Origin of the sequence: Stenotrophomonas sp. TWI700 (genome assembly GCF_039673645.1) — a bacterium.
Lineage (GTDB): Bacteria > Pseudomonadota > Gammaproteobacteria > Xanthomonadales > Xanthomonadaceae > Stenotrophomonas > Stenotrophomonas maltophilia_AA.
Genome location: NZ_JBDJMB010000004.1, coordinates 166,231 through 188,995, shown reverse-complemented (window position 1 = coordinate 188,995; position 22,765 = coordinate 166,231). Strand labels below are relative to the sequence as shown.

The following is a 22,765-nucleotide window of genomic DNA, read 5'->3' as shown; positions in this document are numbered from 1 at the left end:
GGCCAGCGGCCGGCACTACAGGATGGTCGGGAGCCGGCCAGCGGCCGGCACTACAGGATGGTCGGGAGCCGGCCAGCGGCCGGCACTACTGTCCTGCGGTGGCAGTGGCGTAAGTCATTGATGCGCAAGTGGTGTCCCGGTTTTGTCGCGCGCGACAGCCATTTCAGACAATCCGTGGCGCAATCGGACCCCTCAAAAGGCCGTGAGTTCCTTCACTTTCACAAACCTTCGACCCGGAAAGTCTCAGATCCGACATTTCATGTGACTGAAGTGCAGCTGAAACGTTGTTGATCGGCCAGCCAGCCACTAGCGTCGGGTTGGGCGGTTTGATTCAGGGGAACCGATCCACTCACCCGGCCGATCCGCGCCATCGATTTCAGCAGCCCCCGGATCGGACCTGGATTCTCAGCCGCGACGACGGCATTCACTGTCTGAAAGGGAAATCCGATGTCTCATGTCTCGCAACACCGTTTGCGTCACCGTGCATTGGTTGTACTGGGCGCGTCCGTTCTGTCGACCCTGCTGCTGGCCACCCCGGCCTTCGCCGGCGATGTGCAGTTGAGCGGCCTGTCCTCGGCGCCGACCCATCAGCGCTTCATCGTGAAGTACAAGGACGGCAGCACCGAGGTCGCCACCCCGACCGCGCTGGCCAGCTCGCTCAAGGCCGCCGCTGCGGCAGTGCCTGCCGCACAGGGCCGCGCGCTGGGGCTGCAGAAGCTGCGTCAGCTGGCGATCGGCCCGACCGTGGTCAAGGCCGACCGGCCGCTGGACCGTGCCGAAGCCGAGCTGCTGATGCGTCGCCTGGCGGCCGACCCGAGCGTGGAATATGTCGAGGTCGACCAGCTGATGCAGGCCACCCTGGTGCCCAACGACACGCGTTTCTCCGAGCAGTGGGGCTTCGGTACCAGCAATGCCTCGATCAACGTGCGCCCGGCATGGGACAAGGCCACCGGCACCGGCGTGGTGGTCGCGGTGATCGATACCGGCATCACCAACCATCCCGACCTCAACGCCAACATCCTGCCCGGCTATGACTTCATCAGCGACGCGGCGATGGCGCGCGATGGCGGTGGCCGCGACAACAACCCCAATGACCAAGGCGACTGGTACGCCGCCAACGAATGCGGCTCCGGCATTCCGGCCTCCAACTCGAGCTGGCACGGCACCCACGTGGCCGGCACCGTCGCGGCGGTGACCAACAACAGCACCGGTGTGGCCGGCACGGCCTTCAATGCCAAGGTCGTCCCGGTGCGCGTGCTCGGCAAGTGCGGCGGCTACACCTCCGACATTGCCGACGCGATCGTCTGGGCCTCCGGCGGCACCGTCAGCGGCGTCCCGGCCAACGCCAATCCCGCCGAAGTGATCAACATGTCGCTCGGCGGTGGTGGCAGCTGCTCCACCACCTACCAGACCGCGATCAATGGCGCCGTTTCGCGCGGCACTACCGTGGTGGTCGCCGCGGGCAACAGCAACACCAACGTCTCGTCCTCGGTGCCGGCCAACTGCGCCAACGTCATCGCCGTCGCCGCGACCACGTCCGCCGGCGCCCGTGCCAGCTTCTCCAACTACGGCACCGGCATCGACATCTCGGCGCCGGGGCAGGCGATTCTCTCCACCCTCAACAGCGGCACCACGGTCCCGGGCAGCGCCTCGTACGCGTCCTACAACGGCACGTCGATGGCGGCCCCGCATGTCGCCGGCGTCGTGGCCCTGGTCCAGTCCGTCGCCCCCACCGCGCTGAGCCCGGCCTCCATCGAGAGCCTGCTCAAGAGCACTGCGCGACCTCTGCCGGGCGCCTGCTCGGGTGGCTGCGGCGCAGGCATCGTCGACGCCGATGCGGCGGTGACGGCAGCGCTCAACGGCACCGGCCCGGGACCGGGTACCGGCACCGTGCTGCAGAACAACGTCCCGGTCACCGGCCTCGGCGCCGCCAGCGGTGCCTCGCTGGCCTACACCGTGGCCGTGCCGTCGGGCAGCAGCCAGCTGAAGGTCACCATCGCCGGCGGCAGCGGCGATGCCGATCTCTACGTCCGCTCCGGCAGCGCCCCGACGGATACCGTCTATGCCTGCCGCCCGTACCTCAGCGGCAACAACGAAACCTGCACGATCAGCGCCCCCGCGGCCGGCACCTGGCATGTGCGGGTGAAGGCCTACTCGACCTTCTCCGGGGTCACCCTCACCGCGCAGTACTGATCGCGTTCCCATCGCACCAACGCAGAACGCCCCGGCATGCCGGGGCGTTCGTTCGATCAACACGCGGCGCCAGGGATTACGCCGCTTCGAACCGGTTGGCGGCCACGTTCTTGCGCACCTGCTCCGGATTCCAGATGCGGCCGTTCATCGCAATGTAGACACCGCTCGGCAACGACTGCACCGCACCGATCGCACACCCGATGTTGAACTCCGCATCCGAGCCACGGAAGCGCGCCGGGCTCAGCGCACCGGTCATCACGATCGTCTTGTCGGTGATCGACTTCAGCACCTGGCCGGTCTGGACCATGGAGTCGGTCCCGTGCGTCACCAGCACATGCCGCGTCGGCTGCGCCGCGATCGTCGCGCGGATCAACTCGCGGTCATCGTCGGTGATGTGCAGCGAATCCTTGCGCAGGATCGGAATCACATTGAAACGGAAGGTCACGCCCAGCTCGCGCAGGATCATCCCGATCTGCGGATCACCGATCTGATAGTCCGACTTGTCGTCGAAGTAGATCTTGTCGATCGTGCCACCGGTGGTGATGATCAGTAGTTCTTCCATTGCAAGCATCCTGGGTACCAGACAGAAGGGCACGGAACCGCCGCGCCGACCCGTAGATGATACGGCTGCCGCCCGTCGGATGCAGGCCCGCGACGCCGGACGGTCAGCCAGGCGTTCTCTTCTGCCCGAAGCGCCGCCGCAGCCCGGGCGTGCTCGCCACCGCGATCACGGCCAGTGCAAGCCCGAGCTCGATCCAGGCCCACAGCGCCACCTCCGGATGGCTCCAGGCGCTCATCACCCCGTGGCTGAACCAGAACAGCGCCAGCACGCCGGCCCAGAACATCGCCTTGCCGCGCCGCACCAGCACCCCCAGCGCCAGCAGCAGCGGCGGCAGGGTGAACACCAGTTGGGTGGCCAGCCAATGCTTGTCCTGCGCGAACCAGACCGCGAACAGCACCGCCAGCGCGACCAGCAGCAGGGCAAGGACGATTTCCTGCGCCCGCGTGCTCACGCCAGCCGCCGTGCGATATCGGCCACCCGCCGCCCCAGCGCCCGCGCCAGAATGCTTTCATCCTCGCTCGGCACCGGGTTGTCGTCCGCGCCGGCGACATGGCTGGCGCCATACGGCGTGCCGCCGGTGGTGGTGTGGCTCAGCGCCGGCTCGGTGAAGGGAATGCCCACGATCAGGCAACCGTGGTGCAGCAGCGGCACCTGCATCGAGAGCAGGGTCGATTCCTGGCCCCCGTGCAGCGACGCCGTCGAGGTGAATACCCCCGCCGGCTTGCCGGCCAGCGTGCCGTTCACCCACTCCGCGCCCAGCCCGTCCAGGAAATGCTTCATCGGCGCGGCCATGTTGCCGAACCGGGTCGGGCTGCCCAGCAGCAGCCCCGTGCACTCGGCCAGGTCGGCCACGCTCACATACGGTGCGCCGTCCTCGGGCACCGGCGGCAGCGCCGTCTGGGTCACCGCCGCCACCGGCGGCACCGTGCGCAGGCGCGCGCTCATGCCCGGCACCTCACCGATGCCGCGGGCAATCTGGCGGGCAAGCCGTGCCACTGAACCGCCACGGCTGTAGTACAGCACCAGGATCTCCGCCATTTCGCTTCCATCTCGTTGAGTCCGATGCGGCCAGTATGGCAACGCAGCCCGCTGAGGGCGAGGTCCGTGCATGCCGCACACCCGTCATCGGGTACCCTTGCGCCGATGGAACCTCTCGATACGATCAACCTGTGGATCGAACGCGTCCGGGACCGCGCGCGCGCGACCAGCTTCGGCCGCTTCCTGTGGCGCCGCTTCCTCGATGACCGCCTGTTCCAGGCGGCCGCCTCGCTGGCCTACACCACGGTGTTCGCGCTGGTGCCGCTGGCCATCGTCGTATTCGGTGTGCTCTCCGCGTTCCCGGTGTTCGACCGCTGGAGCGATACCCTCAGCGACTACGTGTTCTCGAACTTCGTGCCCAACGCGGCGCGTGCCGCTGAAGGCTACCTGCGGCAATTCTCGGCCAGTGCCGGGCAGCTGACCGCCGCAGGCTTCATCGCCCTGGTGGTGTCGCTGCTGATCACCCTCAACAGCGTGGAGGAAACCTTCAACCAGATCTGGCGGGTGAGCTCCACCCGGCCGAAGCTGACCCGCTTCCTGGTCTACTGGACCGTGCTCACCCTCGGCGCGATGCTGGCCGCCGCCTCGCTGGCGGTCTCGGCGCGGGTGTTCGCGCTGCCCCTGTTCGGGACCAGCGAAGGCCGCTGGCTGGCCAACGTGTCGTTGACGGTCGCCCCGATCCTGATCGAGTTCATCTGCATCACGTTGGTCTACCGCGTGGTGCCGCACCACACGGTCAAATGGCGGCATGCCATTCCCGGTGCGATCCTGGCCGCGCTCATGCTCGAGCTGGTGAAGTGGGGCATGGGCGCCTACCTGGGCAGCTTCCAGTCCTATCAGAAGCTGTACGGCACGGTCGCCTTCGTGCCGATCCTGCTGCTGTGGATCTACCTGTGCTGGGTGTCGGTGCTGCTCGGCGCCTCGCTGGCCTCGTCGATCGCCGCGTTCCGCTATCAGCCGGCCGACCTGCGCCTGCCGGTGGGCTATGAGATCTACGGCCTGCTGCGCCTGATCGGTCGGTTCCACCAGGCGCGCGCCGAAGGGCGCAGCCTGGATGACGACGAGATCCTGAGGCTGGAACCGATGCTGACCGATTCACTGCTGCAGACCCTGCTCTGCGACCTTGAAGCGATCCGCGTGGTCCGCCGCGACGAGCGGGGCGAATGGCTGCTGGCACGCGACCTGGACAAACTCACCCTGGCCGACCTGTACGAGACCACGCAGATGCGTATCCCGATCAAGGAAGCCTACCTGCCGTATCGCGACGACAGCCTCGGCACGGCCTCGGTGGCCGCGCTGGACACGCTGCGCCTGCCGCTGCGCGAACTGCTCAAGCGCCGCGTCAGCGACATCTATACGACCCCCGGAGACAAACCATGACCGCCAAGCCCCTGCTGCTGGCCCTCGGCCTGCTGACGCTGGCCGCCTGCAACAAGCCCGCCGCCCAGAGCGAGGCCACCACGCCCGCCGCTCCGGCGCCGATCGAAGAACCGGCCGCGGCGCCGACGGAGGCCGTTCCGGCCACCGAGCGCAAGACCGTCGAACAGCCCACGCTCAAGGCCAAGGCGCTGGATGGCACCGAGTACGACCTGGCCGCGCACCGCGGCAAATGGGTGGTGGTGAACTTCTGGGCGACCTGGTGCGCGCCGTGCCGCAAGGAAATGCCCGAGCTGTCCGCGCTGCACGCGATGCGCAGCGAGATCGAAGTGGTCGGGCTGGCCTTCGAGGACATCGAACCGGCCGAGATGAAGGCCTTCCTGGAGAAGCGTCCGGTCACCTACCCGATCGTGATCGTGGATACCTACAACCCACCGGAAGACTTCGCGATCCCGCGCGGCCTGCCGATGACCTACCTGATCGCGCCGGATGGCAAGGTCGCCAAGGAATTCCTCGGCCCGGTCACTGCGCATGACATCGAAGCGCGGATCAAGGAAGGCTGAGCCTCACCTGATACGGGATGCATGAAGCATCCACGCATGACGTGGATCTACCCGACGATGAAGGGTTCAATCGGCTTCAAGACCCCGAAGTGCTCCTTGTGCAGCTTGCCCTTCAGCGGCGGCAGCGCCAGCACCGGTTCGTCCACGCGGGTATCGGGCAGGCGGTCGAGCAGGTTGCGGATCAGGCCCAGGCGCCCGCGTTTCTGGTCATTGAAGTCCACCAGGGTCCACGGCGCCGCGTCGTTGTGGGTCGCGCGCAGCATCGCTTCGCGGCTCTCGGTATAGGCGCTGTATTTGCTGCGTGACTTGAGATCCACCGGCGACAGCTTCCAGCCCTTGAGCGGATCGAGGTGACGCTCGGCGAAGCGCTTTTCCTGCTGCGCCTGGTCCACGCTCAGCCAGTACTTGAACAGCACGATGCCATCGTCGATCAGCAGCTTCTCGAACACCGGCGCCTGCGCCAGGAAGCTGCGGTACTGCGCTTCGGTGCAATAGCCCATGACATGCTCGACGCCGGCACGGTTGTACCAGCTGCGGTCCATCAGCACGATCTCGCCGGCCGCAGGCAGGTGGGAGACATAGCGCTGGAAATACCATTGCGTGCTTTCGCGGTCGGTCGGCTTGGGCAGCGCGACCACCTTGCACTGGCGCGGATTGAGATGCTCGGCGATGGCCTGGATCGCGCCGCCTTTGCCGGCCGTGTCGCGGCCTTCGAACAGCACCAGCACGCGCTGCCCGGTGTGCTGCACCCAGCGCGCCATCGCCGCCAGTTCCAGTTGCATCGGCTCCAGCAGGGCCTGGTACTCCTTGCGCTTGAGCTTGCCCATCGGCGTGCCTCGGTGATCCACGGAGAGCCCGAGACTAGCGCAGCCGATGCTCAGGCGATGTGTGGGCCTTGCCAGCCACGCTCACGGGCAAGCGTTTCGATCACCTCGGCGATGTCGTGCGCGAAGCCGGCCATGTCGAACAGCCCACTGTCCCCGCGCCGGTGCGCCAGCGTGGTGCGCGCCGCCTCCAGTGCAGCCGGGTCGTTGCCGAGCCGGAGGGCGGTGGCCACGAAGGCCGCGTCGTCGGCCACGTTGAAATCGTGCATGCCCAGATGATGGTTGAGGCTGCCGGCCACCCGCGAGGCGAACGTCGTACCGGGGCAGGTCAGCACCGGGCAGCCGGCCCACAGCGCATCCGAGGCGGTGGTGTGGGCGTTGTAGGGGTGCGTGTCCAGGAACAGATCGGCGTGCTGGTAGCGCGCCAGATACTGCGGGTGCGGCAGCCGCGGCATGAACACCAGCCGCGCCGGATCCAGCTGTGCCTGGCGGGCCGCGCTGCGCAGCCGCGCATCGGCGTTGCCCGGGCCGGACAGCAGCCACAACACGCTGCCGGGCACACCCTGCAGCACCGCGAACAGCCGCTGCATGCTGCGCGGGTTGAGCTTGTAGCTGTTGTTGAAACAGCACAGCACCACGCCCTGCGCGGGCAGGCCGCAGTCCTCGCGCGCGGGCACCGGCTCCAGCACCCGGGTGTTGTCCGACGGCTGGAACGCGCGCGGCAGCCGCCGCACGTTCTCACTGAAGGCCGGCGCCAACGCCTCGGGGAGCACGAAGGCATCGGCCAGCACGTGATCGATCCACGGCGCGCCGGAGGTACCCGGATAAGCCAGCCAGTTGATCTGCACCGGGGCCGGGCGCATCGCCAGCACCTGCGGGGTACCGCCGCCGCCCCAGCCGCGCAGATCGAACAGCACATCGATGCCGGACTCGCGGATGCGCCGGGCGATGATCTGATGCGGCTGCGTGCTGACATCGTGCAGCGTGTTGGCCGCCTGCTGCAGGCGCTGGCGGATGGGGCTGCCGTCGTCCCCGGTGAGCGCGAACAGATGCAGCTCCAGCGTGCCGAGCGCACGCAGCTGCTCGAACAACGCGACGGTCAGCAGGCCGGTCGGATGGGCGCCGAAGCCGTTGGAGAGAAAGCCGACCCGCAAGGTGCCTTGCGGCCGCACCGTGCTCGGGGGCAGGCGCGCAATGCCCTCGGCCAGGGCGGCCGCGCGCTGGCGGGCGCAGGCGAGCTGCTCGGCGGCGCTGCTGTCTTCGCTGAGGAAAGCGAACGGTTCGACCACCGCCTGGCCCTGCGCGACGGCCTGGCGGACCTGCGCCGACAGCCGCTCCAGATCGCGCCAGTCGCACAGGCGGCGCTGCCAGTTGAGCAGCTGCGCGGTGATGTAGGGCTCGCCCGGCAGCAGGCGATGCGCGTGGCGATAGGCATCGGCGGCCGCTTCGGGCTGGCCGGCATCTTCCAGTGCGTGACCGAGCCACAGGGTGATGCCGGGATGCTGTGGGGCGCGATCCGCCGCCTGGCGCAGCAGCGTGGCCGCCTCGCCGTGGCGGCCCTGCATCCAGCGTGCGCGACCCAGCCGGGCCAGCGCTTCGGGATGGTCGCCGCGCAGCTGCAGGGCGCGCGTGGCGGCCTGTTCGCCCGCCGGCACATCGCCGGCCTCCAGCTCCGCGTCGGCCAGCATCACCCAGGCGATGAAGTCCGCCGGTTGCCGCTGCACGGCCTGGCGCAGCTGCAGGCGCTGCGGATCGGCACTCATCGCTGCCGCTCGGCGGCCGCCATGCTCAGTTGCCTTCCGCGAGCCGGGCCAGCTCGTCGGCCTGGTGTTCGTGGGTCAGGCGGCTGACCAGTGCATCCAGATCGCCGGTCAGGATGTTGGGCAGGTCGTACAGGGTCAGGCCTTCCACGCGGTGGTCGGTGATCCGCCCCTGCGGGAAGCTGTAGGTGCGGATGCGCTGGCTGCGGTCGCCACTGCCGACCTGCAACCGGCGGCTTTCGGCCTGGGCCGCGGCCTGCTTGCTGCGCTCGGTATCCAGCAGCTGCGCCTTGAGGCGCTTCATCGCCTTGTCGCGGTTGGCGTGCTGGCTGCGTTCGGTCTGGCACTCCACCACCACGCCGCTGGGCAGGTGGGTGATGCGGATCGCCGATTCGGTCTTGTTGACGTGCTGGCCACCGGCGCCGGAGGAGCGGTAGGTGTCCACGCGCAGGTCGGCCGGGTTGATCACCACGTCCTCGACATCGTCTGCCTCGGGGATGATCGCCACGGTCGCGGCCGAGGTATGGATGCGCCCCTGCGACTCGGTCGCCGGCACGCGCTGCACGCGGTGCGTGCCCGATTCGAACTTCAGCCGGGAGAACGCGCCACGGCCCACCACCCGCGCCACGACTTCCTTGTAGCCACCGTGTTCGCCCGGGTTGTCCGATTCGATTTCGACCTTCCAGCCCTGTCGCTCGGCATAGCGGGCGTACATGCGGAACAGGTCGCCGGCGAAGATCGCCGCCTCGTCGCCGCCGGTGCCGGCGCGCACTTCCAGGAACAGGTTGCCGTCGTCGCGCGGATCGCGCGGCACCAGCAGCAGGGCCAGTTCTTCGTCCAGCTGCTGCAGGCGCTGCTGCGCGGCGGTGATTTCCTCGTCGGCCAGCTCGCGCAGGTCCGGATCGTCGCGCATCGCTTCGGCGGCGGCGAGATCGGCCTTGGCCCGGCCTTCGTCGGCCAGCGCGGTGGCGACCGGCTCCAGCTGCGAGAACTCGCGCGAGAGCGCGCGGAAACGGTCGTTGTCGCCGACCACGGCCGGGTCGGACAACAGGCGTTCGAGTTCTTCGCGGCGCTCGGCCAGCGCTTCGAGCTTACGGCGCAGGGTCGGCGTCATCTTTCCTCGCTACATCGTTACGCACGGCAGGGTGCTGGTAACCCGGCTTGGCCGGGAACAGGCGCTCGGCGGCGCGGGTGAGTTCAGTATCGCCGCTGAGCGCCGCGGCGCGCAGGGCGGCGGTCGGCGGGTGCAGCAGGCGGTTGGTCAGGCCGTGCGCGAGCAGCTCAAGCACTTCCTCCGGCGATTTGCCGTGGGCCAGCTGCTGGCGGGCTTTCTCCAGCATCTCCACGCGGGTCGCTTCGCCATAGGCGCGCAGCTGCCGCAGCGGGGCCTGGTGCGCGCTGGCCTGCAGGGTTTCAACGAAGCGCGCGACCTGCAGTTCAATGATCGCCTCGGCCTCGGCCGCAGCTTCCCGACGGCTGCGGCGGTTGTCTTCGACCGCGCGCTCCAGATCGTCGACGGTGTACAGGAAGGCGTCGGCCAGTTCGCCCACGCCGGCCTCGATGTCGCGCGGCACGGCCAGATCGAACAGCAGCATCGGCTTGTGCTTGCGGGTCTTCAGCGCGGCGGCCACCTGCGCCCGGGTGATCACCGGCTCACGCGCGGCCGTGGCCGAGAACACCACGTCGGCCTCGCCCAGATGGCGGTCCAGCTCGCTCAGCGGCAGGGCGACCCCGCCGTGGCGGCTGGCCAGCTCCTGCGCATGCGCGAGGGTGCGGTTGGCGATCAGCAGCCGGCGCACGCGCCCTTCGCTGAGGTGGCGCGCGGCCAGCTCGATGGTCTCGCCGGCGCCGACCAGCAGCACGGTGGAATCTTCCAGCCGCGCGAATGAGTTCTGCGCCAGGCGCACCGCGGTGGAGGCCACCGAGACCGGGTTGGCGCCCACGCGGGTATCGGTGCGGGCGCGCTTGGCCACCGAGAACGTCTGCTGGAACAACCGGTCCAGGCGCTGGCCGAGCAGGCCGTGATCGCGCGCCAGGGCCCAGGCATCCTTCACCTGCCCGAGGATCTGCGGCTCGCCCAGGACCATCGAGTCCAGCCCGGTGGCGACCCGGAACAGGTGGCGGACCGCATCGGCGTCGGCGTGCTGGTAGAGGTAGCCGTGCAGCGTGCCGGCATGCGACTCCAGCCACTGCGCCAGCGCGTCACCGGATTCGGCGACCGCGTACAGCTCGGTGCGGTTGCAGGTGGAGAGCAGGACCGCCTCGGCCACCTGCGGGGTATCGCGCAGCGACGCCAATGCCTGGGGCAGGGCGTCGCCGCCAAAGGAGGCGCGTTCGCGCAGTTCCACTGGCGCGGTCTGGTGATTCAGTCCGAGCACCCACAGGGTCATTGTTCAGTTGCTTGCGATAAGCTGCTGGCCATTCAAGTCGTCATTTTAAGGCTCAGATGCCCCCGATGCCCGCATTGATTCGCATCTCCAGCGTTCTGCTGCTGTCTTTGTTCACCGCCAACGCCCTGGCCGCCCCTCCGGCAGCCCCCGCCAAGGCCAGGGACAGCGCGGCCGAGGCGATCCCCCTGGCCCCGGTCATGGCGGGCGAATTCGCCCTGCAGGCCGGCAAACTGGGCGATGCCGCACGCTGGTACCTGGAGGCGGCCGAGGCCAGCGACGGCGATGCCGGGCTGGCCGAGCGCGCCGCCCGGATCGCCATGCTGGCCAACGACGACAAGCGCGCCGCCCGCGCGCTGGCCCTGTGGGAGCAGCGCGCACCGCGCTCGCTGGCCATGCGCAGCAGCACGGCCGCGCTGGACATGCGCCAGAACAAGGTGAAGGCCGCCCGCACCGAGCTGCAGGCCCTGCTCAGGGATCCCGACCCGACCGCGTGGAAGTTCGCGATCGGTGCCCTGATCAGCGGCGGCAACGATCCGAAGGTGCCAGCCCAGGTGCTCGGCGAGCTGGTCGATGCCAACGCGATCCCCGACCGCCTGGAGGTCTGGCAGGAGTTCGGCCGCCTGGCGATGCGCATGGAGCAGCCCGAGCTGGCCCGGCGCATGGTCGATGAGGTGGTCAGGCGCTTCCCCGACGAGCCGCGCGTGGCCCTGTTGCATGCCAGCCAGCTCAACCAGGCCGGCAAGACCGATGAGGCCCTGGCCCTGTTGAAGGGCGTGGAGCCCAAGACCACCCGGGACCCCGAGCTGCGCAACGCGGTGGCGATCTCCTACGACCTGATGGGGCAGCCTGCGGCGGCCGAGCGCGTGCTGGCGGTCGGCCCGCAGGACGTGCAGACCTACGGCATGCGTGCCTCGCTGCTGGCCAAGCAGAAGGACGATCCGGGCCTGCTGGCGTTGTATACCGATATCTCGAAGCAGGCGACCAAGCCGGATCCGGCCCAGCGCCTGCTGCTGGGCAAGATCGCCGAGTACCTCAAGCGCTATGAGGAGGCGGTCAACTGGTACCACAGCGTGCCCGGTGGCCCGGAACGCGATGAGTCGCGCCTGCGCGCGGCCAATGCGCAGAACGAACTGGGCCGTACCGACAAGGCGCTGGCCGAGGTGCACGCGATCCAGTCCGATGCGACCGTCGATGACGATGCCCGCCGCGATGCCTATCTGTTGGAAGCCGAGCTGCGCCAGCGCGGCAACGACGATGCCGGCGAGCTGGATGCGCTGGCCCGTGGCCTGGCCGCGTATCCGGACGAGAACGCGCTGCTGTATGCCCGCGCGCTGGCCTGGGAGCGCCGCGATGACATCCCGCGCGCCGAGGCCGACCTGCGCAAGGTGCTCATCACCGATCCGGAGAACATCGCCGCGCTCAACGCGCTCGGCTACACCCTGGCCGACCGCACGCAGCGTTATCAGGAGGCACTGGAGCTGATCGACCGCGCGCGCGTGGCCGAGCCGGACAACGCCGCCATCGTCGACAGCTACGGCTGGGTGCTGTATCGCCTGGGCCGCAATGAAGAAGCGCTGGTGCAGCTGCGCCGCGCCTGGACCCTGTCCAAGGACCCCGAGATCGCCGCGCATGTGGGCGAGGTGCTGTGGGTGTTGAACAAGAAGGACGAGGCGCGCCACTTCTTTGAAGAGGCCCGCAAGCTCGACCCGGACAACCGCGCCCTGCAGCGCGTGATCGAGAAATACGGCGTATGAATCTGGTGTCCCTGAAGGCCGCGTTCGCCGCGGCCGTGGCGTTGTCACTCTCCGCCTGCGTGTCGCTGGATGAGCGCAAGGCCCCCTCCGCTCCGACCGTGGTCAGCACTGTCTCGGCCGCTGCACAGCAGGCCGAGACCGAGCGCGTCGCCGCCGTGCGCACGCAGCCGGCCTGGTCATTCCAGGGCCGGGTGGCGATCAGCAAGGGGCGCAACGGGGGCAGCGGCCGCATCGACTGGCAGCAGCAGGCGGCCGGGTATGTGGTCGAGCTCAGCGCGCCGGTCACCAGGCAGAGCTGGAAGCTGACCGGCGACAGCCATCACGAGGGCGGCCGCCTGGAAGGTCTGGAAGGCGGCACGCGCGAGGGCGAGGATGCCCAGCAGGTGCTGCTGGAGGCCACCGGCTGGGATATCCCGGTCAACCAGCTGCCCGATTGGGTGCGCGGCCTGGTCGCCGACGCGGCCCCGGTTGAGCTGATCGAGCGCGACGGCGAGGGGCGCCCGCGTCGCGTGCAGCAGATGGGGTGGGAGATCCAGTACCTCGACTGGTACCCGGCCGAAGCCGGTCGCCCGGTGCTGCCGCGCCGGATCGAAGCGGTCAATGGCGACGCGAAGGTGCGCCTGGTGGTCGACAGCTGGGTGCTGGCCGGCCCATGAACATGCTGGATGCGGTCGATGGCGGGTCGACCTGGCCGGCTCCGGCCAAGCTGAATCTGTTCCTGCACATCACCGGGCGGCGCCCGGACGGTTATCACCAGCTGCAGACCGTGTTCCGGCTGCTCGACTGGGGCGATCGCATCCACCTGCGGGTGCGGGACGATGGCCGGATCCGGCGTGAAGGCATCTCGGTCGCCGGGGTGGCCGAAGCCGATGATCTGGCGGTGCGTGCCGCCAATATGCTTAAAAAATCAGCGAATGTCGCCCAAGGTGCTGACATCGGTATCGAAAAAGTGGTGCCGGCGGGCGGCGGCTTCGGCGGCGGTTCGTCCGACGCCGCTACCGTCCTGGTTGCGTTGAACCGCCTCTGGAACGCCGGCCTGGACGTGGATGCGCTTGCCGCGCTGGGCCTGCAGCTGGGCGCGGACGTGCCGGTCTTCGTGCGCGGCCACAACGCCTGGGCCGAAGGCGTGGGCGAACGGCTCACCCCGATGGCGTTGCCGCCGGCGTGGTTCGTGCTGGTCCATCCGGGCGTTCACGTGCCGACACCGGCACTTTTCGCATCACCGGATTTGACGCGGGATGCCCCAGTGGCGAAAATAGCGGACTTCGCTTCCGGGTCTTTGCTCGGGAATGCGTTCGAGCCGGTCCTGCGCCGCCGCGAACCTGCCGTAGAGGCAGCGCTCGCAGCGTTGAGCAGTATCGGCCGGGCACGACTCACCGGGTCGGGAAGCGGTTGTTTCGTCGAGTTCGCCACGCGCGCTGCTGCAGAGCAGGGCCTGGCGCAATTGCCGAAGGAACTGCGGGCATGGGTGGCTGCGGGCGTGGAGCGCTCGCCACTGCTTGATGTACTCGAGCGTTACTGATTTTGATGCAGGGGCGTCGCCAAGAGGCCCAAGGCACCAGGTTTTGATCCTGGCATTCGGAGGTTCGAATCCTCCCGCCCCTGCCACTAGCGGATATCTGCCGCGACTCCATGCGCATGTCTGCGCGGGCGCGGTGCATACGCCGCGGTGTTGTCACCGCAGACACCTCCGGGTGCCGGCGGCCCAGTTCTCCGCCAATCGCTCCCGCCCGAGACCGTCATGATGCAAGAACACCCCAACCTGCTGGTATTTTCCGGCAACGCCAACAAGCGCCTTGCGCAGAGCATCTGCAAGGAACTGGGGGTGCGGCCTGGCAAGGCATTGGTGTCGCGCTTCTCCGATGGTGAGGTGCAGGTCGAGATCGAGGAAAACGTCCGCAAGCAGGACGTCTTCGTCATCCAGCCGACCTGTGCGCCCAGCGCCGAGAACCTGATGGAACTGCTGGTCCTGATCGATGCGCTCAAGCGCGCCTCGGTCAACAGTGTCACCGCCGTGGTGCCGTACTTCGGCTACTCGCGCCAGGATCGCCGCATGCGCTCCTCGCGCGTGCCGATCACCGCCAAGGTGGCTGCAAAGATGTTCAGCGCTGTCGGGGCTGACCGGGTACTGACGGTGGATCTGCATGCCGATCAGATCCAGGGCTTCTTCGACATGCCGGTGGACAATGTGTACGCCTCGCCGCTGCTGCTCGCCGATATCTGGCGCGCCTACGGCACGGAGAACCTGATCGTGGTGTCCCCGGACGTGGGTGGTGTGGTGCGCGCGCGCGCCGTCGCCAAGCGCCTGGACGATGCCGATCTGGCGATCATCGACAAGCGCCGCCCGCGCGCCAACGTCTCCACCGTGATGAACATCATCGGTGACGTCGAAGGCAAGACCTGCGTGATGGTCGATGACATCGTCGATACCGCCGGCACCCTGTGTGCGGCCGCTGCAGCCCTGAAGGCGCGTGGCGCCCTCAAGGTCGCCGCGTATTGCACCCACGCCGTGCTCTCGGGCCCGGCGGTGGACAACATCAACAACTCCCAGCTCGATGAGCTGGTGGTGACCGACACCATCCCGCTGCGTGAAGAGGCGCGGGTGTGCAGCAAGATCCGCCAGCTCAGCGTGGCGGAAATGCTGGCCGAGACGATGCGCCGCATCGCCTTCGGTGAGTCGGTCAGCTCGCTGTACGTGGATTGATTTTTCCGCCCGCCGGCAACGGCGGGTGGTTTCCCGGGGACATCTGGTCGCGGATGTTCCCTCATCGCTTCGCCATCACGGCGGGGCAAACAACGAAGGTAGTAAACCAGCATGGCCAAGAATCATGAAATCAAGGTCGTCCAGCGCGAACTGCAAGGCAAGGGTGCGAGCCGCCGCCTGCGTGGCGCTGGCCAGATCCCGGCGATCATCTACGGCGGCGACGTCGAGCCGAGCGTCATCCAGCTCAACCACAACGAAATCTGGCTGGCCCAGCAGAACGAGTGGTTCTACTCGTCCATCCTGGACCTGAACCTGGACGGCAAGGTCACCAAGGTGCTGCTGCGTGACATGCAGCGCCACCCGTTCAAGCAGCTGATCCTGCATCTGGATTTCCTGCGCGTGAACGAGAACGAAGCGCTGACCGCCAACGTCCCGCTGCACTTCATCAACGAAGACACCTCGCCGGCCGGCAAGGCTGCCGACGTCGTGGTCACCCACGAACTGAAGGAAGTGAGCATCACCTGCCTGCCGAAGGACCTGCCGGAATCGATCGACGTCGACCTGGCCGACCTGAAGGCTGGTGACGTGATCTACCTGTCGGACATCAAGCTGCCGAAGGGCGTCGAGATCCCGGCCCTGGCCCAGGGCAAGGACCATGACGACGCGATCGTCACCGCCAAGCTCGGCAAGGAAGAAGCTGCCGACGAAGCGCCGGCTGCAGAGTAAGTGATTGCGGCGCCTGTCCTTCGGGGCAGGCGCCGTTTCTGTATGTACCGGCACAGGGCTGGTACCGACGAAAGAAGAGTAATGACAGGATTGCGATTGATCGTTGGTCTGGGCAACCCCGGACCCGAGCACGCCCAGACCCGGCACAATGCCGGGTTTCGTTTCATTGACGCCCTGGTCGAACAGGCCGGCGCGCGCTGGAGCGTGGACAGCAAGTTGTTCGGCGAGACCGCCAAGGTCGACATCGCCGGCCAGCCGGTATGGCTGCTCAAGCCCGCCACCTTCATGAACCTCAGTGGCAAATCGGTCACCGCGGCGCAGCGCTTCTGGAAGATCGAACCGGAAGAAACCCTGCTGGCGCACGACGAGCTCGACCTGCCGCCCGGCGTGGCACGGCTCAAGTTCGACGGTGGCCACGGCGGCCAGAATGGCCTGCGCGACACCATCCGTCTGCTCGGCCATGGCCGGTTCCACCGCCTGCGCATCGGCATCGGCCATCCCGGCCACAAGGACCGCGTGGTCCCGTGGGTGCTGGGGCGTGCCAGCAAGGACGATGATGTGCTGATCGGGCATGCCGTCAACGATGCGATCGACGTCCTGCCGCTGGCAGTACGCGGCGATTTCAGCGAAGCGATGAAGCGGCTGCACACCCCGAAGTAGCGTGGCCGGTAACTGACGTTACCGGTAGGTACCGACCGTTGGTCGGTACGGAGAATGATTGGAAAAGCAGCGCCGAACGTCGCTGTTTCCCCAATCACTTTCACCCCAGAGGTTGTCAAAGATGGGTATCAAATGCGGCATCGTCGGTCTGCCCAACGTCGGCAAATCGACCCTGTTCAATGCGCTGACCAAGGCGGGCATCGCGGCGGCCAACTTCCCGTTCTGCACGATCGAACCGAACGTCGGCATCGTGCCGGTGCCGGATCCGCGCCTGAACGAGCTGGCCGCGATCATCAACCCGCAGAAGGTCATCCCGACCGCGGTGGAGTTCGTCGACATCGCCGGCCTCGTCGCCGGCGCGGCCAGTGGTGAAGGCCTGGGCAACAAGTTCCTGGCCCACATCCGCGAAGTGGATGCGATCACCCACGTGGTGCGCTGCTTCGAGAACGCCGACGTCATCCACGTCAACAACAAGGTCGACCCGCTCTCGGACATCGACACCATCGATACCGAACTGGCCCTGGCCGATCTGGACAGCGTCGAGAAGGCCCTGAACCGCGCCGAGCGCGCCGCCAAGGGGGGCGACAAGGAAGCGGCCGCCCGCAAGCCGGTGCTGGCCAAGCTGCAGGCCGCGCTGGCCGACGGCAAGGCCGGTCGTACCGCCGGCCTGGACGAGGAAGAGAAGGCGCTGGTCCGTGACCTGTTCCTGCTGACCCTCAAGCCGGTGATGTACATCGCCAACGTGCTGGAAGACGGCTTCGAGAACAACCCGCACCTGGATGCCGTGCGTGCCCGTGCCGCCGAAGAGGGCGCGCAGGTCGTGCCGGTCTCGGCTGCGATCGAAGAAGAGCTGTCCCAGCTCGACGACGAAGACCGCGATACGTTCCTGGCCGACCTGGGCCTGTCCGAGCCGGGCTTGAACCGCGTGATCTACGCGGCCTACCAGCTGCTGGGCCTGCAGACCTACTTCACCGCAGGCGTGAAGGAAGTCCGCGCGTGGACCGTGCGCAAGGGTGCCACCGCCCCGCAGGCCGCCGCCGTCATCCACACCGACTTCGAGAAGGGCTTCATCCGCGCCGAAACCATCGCGTATGACGACTTCATCAAGTACAAGGGCGAAGCCGGTGCCAAGGAAGCGGGTCGTCTGCGTCTGGAAGGCAAGGAATACCGCGTCCAGGAAGGCGACATCCTGCACTTCCGCTTCAACGTCTGAGTTCCTCGCACGTTGATGCCCGAACGCCCCGCCTCGCGCGGGGCGTTTGCGTTTGTGCCAAGCACATTCCGCACCAGAGTGGGCTGGATAAAAAATGACCAGGCATCGAAACCCTTGCCTGGTATGTCTCCGCCTCACTTGTCCACAGCAAACCCCCACGCCTCTCCACGCACCGTGTGGAAAACCCCTGCGCGGTAGTGTCGGCCGCTGGCCGGCACCCCGGCGCACCCGCCCGCAAGCCACGTGGTCAATTTATGACCACCACTGAAAACCGTTGCAGTGCATTGCTCACCCGGGGTTGTCCACAGCAAACCCCCATCGCTCTCCACGGTGCGTGTGGAAAACCGCGATCTGCGGCTGGACAAAATATCGCCACGCCCTGAAAGCGTTGCGCTGCATGGCTTGCATGCACTTGTCCACATCAAACCCCCATGGGTTTCCACGGGGTATGTGGAAAACAAGAAGGGCGCGTCCGCGTTGGCCACCGGATCTCCGTGGCGGATGGCTCTGCTTTTTCAACTAATTGCATGGTTGTGGATCCAGCAGAGCCGGACAATTCCCGCAGCGCCAACCACCGCAATGGATTCGTGCGTTGGCAACCCTTATTGCCCGGAGCACCCGTGAGCGAGCCTCTGTCAATTGCCGCGCAGATCCATGTCCCCGCCGCGCTGTTCGAGCAGTGGCTCAAACAGCCGTTGTCGGACGAGCGGCAGGTGCTCGATGCCCTTGCAGACCTGCTCGACACTGCGGACTGCAACCCGGAAGAGCTGTTCCTTTGCCAGTACCTTCCCGAACAGCAGGTGCTGCTGTTCTTTCTGAGCGATGGCAGAAATCTGCAGGACGCGGTCCCGCAACTGGATCTGTTTCGGTGTCTGGCTTCACTGGCAGGGGAGGAGGCCAAAGGCTACGTGGCTGTGGGTCGGTATCCCTATGGTGGGATGGGCGAGGAGGGCGTGTGGCGCGTCGGCAAGGGCAGGCTGGGCAAGGTACGGGGCCTGTCATCAGATGCGATGGCGGAGCTGGATCCTCTGCTTGCCAAGCTGATTGCGTGGATGCCCGAGCAGCAGCGCCATCAGAAGGCGCTCTACTTCCGAAAGTTGGTGCTGCGCTTCAACAAGCGTGGCAACGCCTTCGTGCGCAGGGCCACGCCGGGCCGCCCCCTGTGGTTTGGCGACGAGTACATCACCGACGGGAAGCACGTGTACTACGGGTCCTCCCGCCTCGCATCCGCTCGGCCAGTCGAAGAAGCGGACCCTTTTCACTTCCGTCGGGTGGCTGGCCTGATCTGGCGGGACGGCAACCGCCTGTATTTCAAGGATCGACCCATCGCCGGATTGCAGGAGCGTTTCCGCGTGGTTGGAAACGCGGTAGTGGTAGGCAATCACGCATACGTTGCGGACCGCGATGGCCGTGACTTCGCCTGCGATGAGGTTGACCCGGCGCGCTTCAAACGCTTGTGCAGGGACAGCGACTACTACGGCGACGGCGCCAGGATCTGGTACGGCATGGAACGTCTTCCCGAATCCCCGGATACGTTCGAGATTCTGGAGGCAGGTATCGCGCGTGGGCGTAACGCTGTGTATCGACATGGGGTGGCCTGCGCGGGCATTGATGCTGCATCGCTGGTGCGCCTGGGGAATGGTTTCTTCCAGGACCGTGAGCAGCTGTGGTTCCACGACTCGACCGGATCCATGTTCATTGCACTGGGACGCTGCGCGCCAGGGGCACCCAAGGTGCAGGGTCCGTGGTGCAGGGACGACACCCGCGTCTGGTTCCATGAGCATCAGCTTGCTGACGCGGATCCCTGCTCCTTTCAGCCCGTGAGCTACCCCTACGCAGCTGATGCCCGCCATGTGTGGTGCCAACAACACCGTGAGGTTGACCCCGAGGTGATTGCTGCGGTACGCGCCGCGTGGACCAGGTTGGCATCCGCAGGGGACTGACGCTGGCCACAGCAGCCCTGTCCGGGTCATGGCCAAGCGCAGGCCACGAAAAGCACAAAGCCCGCCATGCGGCGGGCCCTGTGCAGGTCCAGAAACCGCGCTTACAGCGCCGAACCGCCAAACTTGTGCGTGTACTGCAGGTTGATCGTGCGGCCCACCGTATCGAACCAGGACACGTCGTAGTACGGATACGGCGTGTACGTCGCATCCTTCGGCGGCAGCTTGTTGGCGATGTTGACCACCGACAGCGACAGGCGCGAATGATCGTCGAAGCGGTACTGCAGCGACACGTTGTAACGGTACGTCGCGCCGATCCACGGGCTGTCGCCGCTGTCCGGATCGAAACTCTGGTCGTAGCTGTCGTAGGTCGGCAGTTTGCCCAGGCGCGAGCCGTACAGCGTGGCCGACCACGCCGCGTTCTCCCAGGTCACGCTCGCACTGGTCTTGGTGCGCGGGATATCGAAACCGCTGTTGACCGCGAACTGGTCTTCGACCACATCGCCCTCGAACTGCTGGAAATCGTGGGTCTTCACCCAGGTGTGGTTGCCACTGAAGATGAAGTCGCCGATCCCGGTGCCCAGGCGGTAGTGCAGGCCCACGTCGATGCCGCGCGTGGTCTCGCGCGCGATGTTGATCGGGCTCACATGCACGCCGTAGAGACGGCCATCGCTGGTGCGGGTGACCCGGCTGATCGCATCCACGCAGGTCGGCGAGCCCGCATCGGCGCCGCCCAGGCGGCAGGCCGCCTCATCGCGCAGGATCGTGCTCACGTCCATGTCCTGCACCTGGTCGCGCATGTCGATGTCGAACCAGTCCACCGACAGGTCCAGCCCCAGCGCTGGCGACCACACAAAGCCGGCACTCCACGAGGTGCTGGTTTCCGGATCCAGCCTGCGATTGCCTTCGCGCGTGCGGATCAGGTTCTCCTCGTAATCCGAGCAGTCATCACCGCCGTCCGCCGCACAGGCGTAATAGTCGTTGGCGCTGGTTTCGTCATTGCCCGGGCCGGCATAGACGTAGTGCAGGTCCGGCGCGCGGAAGGCGGTGCCGTAGGAGCCGCGCACCAGCAGGGTCTCGATCGGGCGCCATTCCAGGCCGCCGCTCCAGGTCGCCTTGCCGATGGTGTTGCCCGAGTAGCGGTACTGGTCGAAGCGGCCGGCCACGCTGAGGTTGAACGTGTCGTGCAGCGGCAGGCGCAGCTCGGCCGCGGTCGCCCAGCGGTTGCGGCTGCCGTGGCCGTCCGAGTCCTTCCAGCTGTAGTAGTAGTACTGCGTCGCCAGCGGGTCCGGGTTCAGTGCATAGGACTGGTTGCCGAACTCGGCCGTCGCCGCGAAACCAGCCTTGCCGCCCGGCAGCTCGAACAGCTCGCCGTTGGTCAGGGTCAGCGCGGCGGTATCGGTACGCGACTTCGGCGTATAGGTGGTGCGTGCGGCGATCGCGTCGTACTCGCTGCGGTTCAGCGGCCGGTACAGGCGCGCCGGGTCGGCATTGAAGACCGGGAACACGTTGTCGTCGTCATCGGTGTACTCGCCCAGCTGCTCGCCCAGGAACAGCGCATTGGCCTTGGCGGCGATGATCTGCGGCCAGCGGATGCGGGACTGGTACTGCGAGTGGCTCAACGACGCCTCGTACTCCCAGTCCGCACCGAGCGCGCCCTTGAAGCCGGTGGTGACGCTGAAGGTCTTCTGCGTGCTGCGCACCATGCCGTTGTTCAACCCGCCCATTTCTTCCGGAGAGAACTGGCGTTGCCAGAACTCCACCTGGTCGGTGGCCTGGTTGTAGAAGTAGCCGTCTTCATTGCCGTCGGCGGCCATGCGGCCCCATTGGGTCACATCGCGCATCAGCGCCAGGTCGTGGTAACCCATCTGCACATCGGCGAACCATTCCGCGCCGTTGTCGAAGGCGTAGCGCAGCGCGGCATAGCCGTTGGCGCCGCGGCGCTTGCTCAGGATCGTGCCGTAGCCGATCGACCGGTCGCTGCCGCAGTAGAAGCCATAGCGCGCACGCTCCGCGTACTGGGTGCTGCCGTTGTTCTGGCCGGCCAGCGCATCGCAGGTGGCCTGGCCCGGATCGAGGTAGTCATCGTTGTAGTCGGTGCGCAGGTAGGCGCGCCGCGCGGCACGGGCGCTCTCGGTCGGTGCATCCAGGGTGGAATCCTGCTGGCTACGCTCATACGCCCACAGCGGCGTCTGCGACTGCAGTTCCAGGCTGTAGACCGCGCTGAAGCGGCCGGCGTCGAAGCCACTGGCGATGCTCATGTCGAAGGACTCACCGCCGCCTTCGCTGGTGGTGCCCATGCGCATGTCGACCGTGGTGCCATCGACCTGCTTCTTCAGGATGAAGTTGACCACGCCGGCGATCGCGTCCGAACCGTAGATCGCCGAGGCGCTGCCGGTCAGCACTTCGATGCGCTCGATCATCCCGATCGGGATGTTGGAGACGTCGGTGAAATTGCTGCGGCCCTGGAAGGGCATCGGGAAATCGGCGATGCGGCGGCCGTTGACCAGCACCAGGGTGTGGTTGGGGCCGAGGCCGCGCAGGTCGACCTGCTGCGCACCGGGGGAGAAGTCCGCGCCGCTGGAGGACTGCTGGCTCTGGGTCTCACCCCCGTTCTGGGTCATCGAGCGCAGCACGTCCGGCACGCTGGTGAAGCCGCTGGCCTGGATCTGCTCGGCGGTGATGACGGTGACGGGGGCCGGCCCCTCCACCTGCGCGCGCGGAATGCGCGAGCCGGTGACCTGCACCGTATCCAGTTGCTGCACCCCGGGGGCGGACGTCTGGGCCGCCGCGGTTGCGGCCACACCCATCAACGCCAGCTGGATCGACCACGCCATCGCCTGTTTACGCATGAGAATTCTCGAGAAGAAAGTGTCGGCCTCGAGGGAGGCCTGTCCCCCATTCACATTTCGTGAATGGACGGCGCGCATTTAACGCCTTTTTTACAAGGTTGACCACTGCCAATTTCTCTGGCACGGGGTGGAAGCGCTTACACCTGCGTTTCATGCTCTCTGCCCGCTGCGGCGGGCGCCTGCGCGAGCCACAGCGGTCTACCCACGCC

The 22,765-nt window shown here is 67.1% G+C and carries 19 protein-coding genes and 1 tRNA gene; 12 read left to right on the top strand and 8 right to left on the bottom strand.

Annotated elements, in window-relative coordinates; all coding sequences use genetic code 11:
- Positions 1-447: 447 nt before the first annotated feature.
- Complete coding sequence (locus ABE473_RS05625) at positions 448-2,193, top strand: S8 family peptidase (RefSeq protein WP_346488763.1); 1,746 nt, start codon at positions 448-450, stop codon at positions 2,191-2,193.
- A gap of 76 nt (positions 2,194-2,269) precedes the next feature.
- On the opposite strand, the gene ABE473_RS05620 is transcribed toward ABE473_RS05625, so the two are convergent.
- The 3 genes from ABE473_RS05620 to wrbA form a co-directional block, all read right to left on the bottom strand.
- Complete coding sequence (locus ABE473_RS05620) at positions 2,270-2,755, bottom strand: asparaginase domain-containing protein (RefSeq protein WP_121044584.1); 486 nt, start codon at positions 2,753-2,755, stop codon at positions 2,270-2,272.
- Positions 2,756-2,858: 103 nt separating this feature from the next.
- Entirely contained in the window at positions 2,859-3,206 is a 348-nt protein-coding gene (locus tag ABE473_RS05615; protein ID WP_319212213.1) for a DUF2069 domain-containing protein, read from the bottom strand.
- Entirely contained in the window at positions 3,203-3,793 is a 591-nt protein-coding gene (wrbA, locus tag ABE473_RS05610; protein WP_346488762.1) for an NAD(P)H:quinone oxidoreductase, read from the bottom strand. The genes ABE473_RS05615 and wrbA overlap by 4 nt, the downstream gene beginning before the upstream one ends.
- A gap of 105 nt (positions 3,794-3,898) precedes the next feature.
- On the opposite strand from wrbA, the gene ABE473_RS05605 reads away from it, so the two are divergent.
- Both ABE473_RS05605 and ABE473_RS05600 read left to right on the top strand, forming a co-directional pair.
- Positions 3,899-5,173 carry a YihY family inner membrane protein gene (locus ABE473_RS05605; protein WP_346488761.1) on the top strand — a complete coding sequence of 425 codons (1,275 nt, stop codon included), beginning with the start codon at positions 3,899-3,901 and terminating at the stop codon, positions 5,171-5,173.
- Complete coding sequence (locus ABE473_RS05600; RefSeq protein WP_346488760.1) at positions 5,170-5,733, top strand: TlpA disulfide reductase family protein; 564 nt, start codon at positions 5,170-5,172, stop codon at positions 5,731-5,733. Before ABE473_RS05605 ends, ABE473_RS05600 begins: the two co-directional genes overlap by 4 nt.
- Positions 5,734-5,780: 47 nt before the next feature.
- Here the strand turns inward: ABE473_RS05600 and ppk2 are convergent, their stop codons facing one another.
- The 4 genes from ppk2 to hemA are packed head-to-tail and all read right to left on the bottom strand — an operon-like array spanning position 5,781 to position 10,707.
- Positions 5,781-6,560 (bottom strand): polyphosphate kinase 2, encoded by a 780-nt coding sequence (ppk2, locus tag ABE473_RS05595; protein ID WP_346488759.1) that lies wholly within the window; start codon positions 6,558-6,560, stop codon positions 5,781-5,783.
- A 50-nt stretch (positions 6,561-6,610) separates the two neighbouring features.
- Positions 6,611-8,320: a tetratricopeptide repeat protein gene (locus tag ABE473_RS05590; RefSeq protein ID WP_346488758.1), complete on the bottom strand. Its 1,710-nt coding sequence runs from the start codon at positions 8,318-8,320 to the stop codon at positions 6,611-6,613.
- Between the two features lie 25 nt (positions 8,321-8,345).
- Complete coding sequence (prfA, locus tag ABE473_RS05585) at positions 8,346-9,431, bottom strand: peptide chain release factor 1 (protein ID WP_176990860.1); 1,086 nt, start codon at positions 9,429-9,431, stop codon at positions 8,346-8,348.
- Positions 9,409-10,707: a glutamyl-tRNA reductase gene (gene hemA / locus ABE473_RS05580; RefSeq protein WP_176990861.1), complete on the bottom strand. Its 1,299-nt coding sequence runs from the start codon at positions 10,705-10,707 to the stop codon at positions 9,409-9,411. The genes prfA and hemA overlap by 23 nt, the downstream gene beginning before the upstream one ends.
- A gap of 65 nt (positions 10,708-10,772) precedes the next feature.
- Between hemA and ABE473_RS05575 the strand changes: the two genes are divergently transcribed.
- From ABE473_RS05575 to ABE473_RS05535, 9 genes are all read left to right on the top strand, one after another.
- The gene (locus ABE473_RS05575; protein ID WP_346488757.1) at positions 10,773-12,461 is read left to right on the top strand and encodes a tetratricopeptide repeat protein; all 1,689 of its coding nucleotides are present in this window, start codon (positions 10,773-10,775) and stop codon (positions 12,459-12,461) included.
- Positions 12,458-13,117 (top strand): lipoprotein insertase outer membrane protein LolB, encoded by a 660-nt coding sequence (gene lolB, locus ABE473_RS05570; protein ID WP_179460843.1) that lies wholly within the window; start codon positions 12,458-12,460, stop codon positions 13,115-13,117. Before ABE473_RS05575 ends, lolB begins: the two co-directional genes overlap by 4 nt.
- 2 nt (positions 13,118-13,119) lie before the next feature.
- On the top strand, positions 13,120-13,983 hold the full coding sequence (gene ispE / locus ABE473_RS05565; protein WP_346488768.1) for a 4-(cytidine 5'-diphospho)-2-C-methyl-D-erythritol kinase: 864 nt from the start codon (positions 13,120-13,122) through the stop codon (positions 13,981-13,983).
- 9 nt (positions 13,984-13,992) lie between these two features.
- A tRNA-Gln gene (locus tag ABE473_RS05560) sits at positions 13,993-14,069 on the top strand.
- Between the two features lie 136 nt (positions 14,070-14,205).
- Positions 14,206-15,165: a ribose-phosphate diphosphokinase gene (locus tag ABE473_RS05555; RefSeq protein WP_026070235.1), complete on the top strand. Its 960-nt coding sequence runs from the start codon at positions 14,206-14,208 to the stop codon at positions 15,163-15,165.
- 111 nt (positions 15,166-15,276) lie between these two features.
- Positions 15,277-15,891 carry a 50S ribosomal protein L25/general stress protein Ctc gene (locus ABE473_RS05550; RefSeq protein ID WP_102789571.1) on the top strand — a complete coding sequence of 205 codons (615 nt, stop codon included), beginning with the start codon at positions 15,277-15,279 and terminating at the stop codon, positions 15,889-15,891.
- Positions 15,892-15,972: 81 nt separating this feature from the next.
- Complete coding sequence (gene pth, locus ABE473_RS05545; protein WP_179460844.1) at positions 15,973-16,551, top strand: aminoacyl-tRNA hydrolase; 579 nt, start codon at positions 15,973-15,975, stop codon at positions 16,549-16,551.
- A gap of 121 nt (positions 16,552-16,672) precedes the next feature.
- Positions 16,673-17,764 (top strand): redox-regulated ATPase YchF, encoded by a 1,092-nt coding sequence (gene ychF / locus ABE473_RS05540; protein WP_088434937.1) that lies wholly within the window; start codon positions 16,673-16,675, stop codon positions 17,762-17,764.
- A gap of 620 nt (positions 17,765-18,384) precedes the next feature.
- A complete protein-coding gene (locus tag ABE473_RS05535) occupies positions 18,385-19,707 on the top strand; it encodes a DKNYY domain-containing protein (RefSeq protein WP_346488756.1) in 1,323 nt (440 codons plus the stop codon).
- 101 nt (positions 19,708-19,808) lie between these two features.
- Here ABE473_RS05535 and ABE473_RS05530 read toward each other — a convergent pair whose 3' ends face one another.
- On the bottom strand, positions 19,809-22,556 hold the full coding sequence (locus tag ABE473_RS05530; protein ID WP_346488755.1) for a TonB-dependent receptor: 2,748 nt from the start codon (positions 22,554-22,556) through the stop codon (positions 19,809-19,811).
- Between the last annotated feature and the right edge of the window lie 209 nt (positions 22,557-22,765).

Coding starts and splice junctions, on each gene's coding strand:
- ABE473_RS05625 (WP_346488763.1), top strand. CDS start 448: ATGTCTCATGTCTCGCAACACCGTTTGCGTCACCGTGCATTGGTTGTA.
- ABE473_RS05620 (WP_121044584.1), bottom strand. CDS start 2,755: ATGGAAGAACTACTGATCATCACCACCGGTGGCACGATCGACAAGATC.
- wrbA (WP_346488762.1), bottom strand. CDS start 3,793: ATGGCGGAGATCCTGGTGCTGTACTACAGCCGTGGCGGTTCAGTGGCA.
- ABE473_RS05605 (WP_346488761.1), top strand. CDS start 3,899: ATGGAACCTCTCGATACGATCAACCTGTGGATCGAACGCGTCCGGGAC.
- ABE473_RS05600 (WP_346488760.1), top strand. CDS start 5,170: ATGACCGCCAAGCCCCTGCTGCTGGCCCTCGGCCTGCTGACGCTGGCC.
- ppk2 (WP_346488759.1), bottom strand. CDS start 6,560: ATGGGCAAGCTCAAGCGCAAGGAGTACCAGGCCCTGCTGGAGCCGATG.
- ABE473_RS05590 (WP_346488758.1), bottom strand. CDS start 8,320: ATGAGTGCCGATCCGCAGCGCCTGCAGCTGCGCCAGGCCGTGCAGCGG.
- prfA (WP_176990860.1), bottom strand. CDS start 9,431: ATGACGCCGACCCTGCGCCGTAAGCTCGAAGCGCTGGCCGAGCGCCGC.
- hemA (WP_176990861.1), bottom strand. CDS start 10,707: ATGACCCTGTGGGTGCTCGGACTGAATCACCAGACCGCGCCAGTGGAA.
- ABE473_RS05575 (WP_346488757.1), top strand. CDS start 10,773: ATGCCCGCATTGATTCGCATCTCCAGCGTTCTGCTGCTGTCTTTGTTC.
- lolB (WP_179460843.1), top strand. CDS start 12,458: ATGAATCTGGTGTCCCTGAAGGCCGCGTTCGCCGCGGCCGTGGCGTTG.
- ispE (WP_346488768.1), top strand. CDS start 13,120: ATGCTGGATGCGGTCGATGGCGGGTCGACCTGGCCGGCTCCGGCCAAG.
- ABE473_RS05555 (WP_026070235.1), top strand. CDS start 14,206: ATGCAAGAACACCCCAACCTGCTGGTATTTTCCGGCAACGCCAACAAG.
- ABE473_RS05550 (WP_102789571.1), top strand. CDS start 15,277: ATGGCCAAGAATCATGAAATCAAGGTCGTCCAGCGCGAACTGCAAGGC.
- pth (WP_179460844.1), top strand. CDS start 15,973: ATGACAGGATTGCGATTGATCGTTGGTCTGGGCAACCCCGGACCCGAG.
- ychF (WP_088434937.1), top strand. CDS start 16,673: ATGGGTATCAAATGCGGCATCGTCGGTCTGCCCAACGTCGGCAAATCG.
- ABE473_RS05530 (WP_346488755.1), bottom strand. CDS start 22,556: ATGCGTAAACAGGCGATGGCGTGGTCGATCCAGCTGGCGTTGATGGGT.